Below are 274 nucleotides of genomic sequence, written 5' to 3'. Positions count from 1 at the left end.
GGAACCGCGCAGCGACGGGCAACAGCGGCCTTCTTGAAGGAAGGCTTCTCCAGAAGGGTTTCGCTGCGGGCATTGATCAAGCGCGCACCCCCCTTGGGATCCTTGGCCCACGAGGGCACCAACCCCCACTTCGCGACATGCAGCTGCCGTTTAACATCGTGGTCAATCAACCTCTCCAACACGATCGGAACGGCATCGGTAGGAGCCACATTCCAGGACTTTTCGAGGGCTATTTCGTTCTCAAGTTCGGCGTCGAAGTCGGCAAGCAGGTCCC

The 274-nt window shown here is 59.5% G+C and carries 1 protein-coding gene; it reads right to left on the bottom strand.

The genetic code is table 11. The features are described from left to right. The coding region (locus SB847_RS20985; protein WP_410578538.1) for an SOS response-associated peptidase family protein at positions 1 to 274 on the bottom strand (274 nt) is incomplete at both ends.

Origin of the sequence: Bacillus sp. SIMBA_026 (genome assembly GCF_046535335.1) — a bacterium.
GTDB classification, from domain to species: domain Bacteria; phylum Bacillota; class Bacilli; order Bacillales; family Bacillaceae; genus Bacillus; species Bacillus velezensis.
Note: the sequence above shows the minus strand (reverse complement) of the source record. Positions and strands in the feature narration are given on the sequence as shown.